General features: G+C 63.5%; 2 protein-coding genes and 1 pseudogene. All 3 read right to left on the reverse strand.

Annotated elements, in window-relative coordinates:
* Nucleotides 1-85, reverse strand: a pseudogene (locus XM53_RS23650) (succinate--CoA ligase subunit alpha); the annotation flags it as partial.
* Between the two features lie 100 nt (nt 86-185).
* Nucleotides 186-677: a hypothetical protein gene (locus tag XM53_RS22245; RefSeq protein WP_057796985.1), complete on the reverse strand. Its 492-nt coding sequence runs from the start codon at nt 675-677 to the stop codon at nt 186-188.
* A gap of 15 nt (nt 678-692) precedes the next feature.
* Nucleotides 693-1,179, reverse strand: a 487-nt coding sequence (locus tag XM53_RS23860; RefSeq protein ID WP_236544623.1) for a hypothetical protein, incomplete at its 5' end; no start/stop codon positions are given.

The raw sequence follows: 1,179 nt of genomic DNA on the forward strand, positions 1-1,179 counted from the left end.
TGGCCTGTTCGGTGTGGAATGTGCCCTGCGAACCCGTCAGGCCCTGGCAGATGACTTTGGTATTCTTGTCGACGAGAACGGCCATGTGGCGTCTCCTTCCTTGATGGTCTTTATCCCCGGCGACCGGGGGCTTGTTGGTCTTGGCGCGCGGGGCTCAGCCCCCGCGCACGGATATGTCGAACGCCTCAGATGCCGGTGGCATAGCCGAGGTCATAGGCGGTCACGGTGCGGCCCGGCGTGCCCCGGATCACCAGGATCAGGTTGCCCTTGGCGCCCAGGTTGTAGACGCGCGCGGGCGGGGTGATCCGGTCGGTCATGCGCGGCGCGCCGAAGCGCTCGGTCATGGCCTGTTCCAGCGTGTAGACATTGCCCGGGAACCGCGCGCTGACGGCACAGAACGTCCGGCCCTCGGGGGTGCGGGTGACGGCGGCCGAGACGGCACTGGTGGGCGAGAAGTTGCGCCCGCCCTCCTCGACCGTCAGCCCCTCGGCGACCATGCGCGCCTTTGCCCCGGCAAAATCGGGGCGGGTCGGGCCGCAGATGCTGTCGTTGAGCGTGATCACGCGGTCGAGGCTGACCGGATCGGTGCCGGTGCGCGAGATCCCGTCGCCGCCGGACCCGCAAGCGGCAAACAGGAGCGTGGCGGCAAACAGGATCGTGAAGTTTCGGAAGCTCATGCTGTCATCACTTTTCTATTGCAGCACGCCCATTTGATACGTACCCGCACCACCACCGTTTGAGGCCCCTTGCAGCAAAAGCAGAGGTTTTCCGGGAAAGCCGGGAAACCGCGTTACCAGTCCGTTTCCAACGGGTTCACCATTTCCGAAACGGTTCCGCATTTCGGCAAATGCGTTCAGACCCTCTGGCAGGCGCGCTCGCATGACGCAGACTGGCTGTCCATTTCCAACCGTTGTCTGCGAGAAGATCACCGCTTCGCCAAGCCGGTTTTCCCGACCCCGGACACAAACGTCGCGGAAGTTCTTGATCGCTTGATCAACGGGAACTTCGGGAAGCGATTGAATGCGCGCCACCTCGCTTGCCGGTGACGGAGTGTCGTCGCACGCGGCCAAAGAGGCCGTCAAAAGAACTAGGGCGGCTAGGTTCCGAATTCCGAACATTCGTATCACCCCTTCACAGCCTTCACGATCTTCTGCGCGCCGTCCTTGAGGTCGTCGGCGG

The organism is Roseovarius atlanticus, from assembly GCF_001441615.1.
Taxonomy (GTDB): Bacteria; Pseudomonadota; Alphaproteobacteria; order Rhodobacterales; family Rhodobacteraceae; genus Roseovarius; species Roseovarius atlanticus.

Bases quoted from the DNA above. Each gene is read 5' to 3' on its own strand.
- XM53_RS22245 (WP_057796985.1), bottom strand. From the start codon at position 677: ATGAGCTTCCGAAACTTCACGATCCTGTTTGCCGCCACGCTCCTGTTT.